This is a genomic window from Bradyrhizobium sp. LeoB3 (genome assembly GCF_055456055.1).
In genome coordinates, this window is record NZ_JBVBEF010000423.1 from 1 (window position 1) to 327 (window position 327).

Annotated in this window: 1 protein-coding gene; it reads left to right on the top strand. The window is 60.6% G+C overall.

Annotated elements, in window-relative coordinates; all coding sequences use genetic code 11:
* Nucleotides 1–291: glutathione binding-like protein (locus ACZXDY_RS46590; protein WP_464350117.1), on the top strand; the 291-nt coding region annotated here is incomplete at its 5' end.
* Nucleotides 292–327 lie beyond the last annotated feature (36 nt).

Consider the following 327-nt stretch of genomic DNA (forward strand, 5'->3'; position numbering starts at 1 on the left):
CCCAAGGTCGAGCTTGCGCTTGGCATGGTGGAGCATGAATTGGAACACGGCCAAGACTACCTGCTCGGCACGGAAATCACGATCGCGGACTTCTTCCTGCTTCCGAGCACATTCGCCTTCAGCCTAACGGACGAAGGCAAGGCGATGTACCCGAACTATCCGGCTTTTTGCCGATGGCGCGAGCGCATGGAAAACCTGCCGGCGACGCGAAAGCTTCGCGCGATCCTGCCGCCGCGCGAACCGATTCCGCATGCCCGCGAGTGGGCGAATTCGCACCGACCGAGATACTGACCCTGCAAATCCAAACTTGTCGGAAACCGCGGCGAG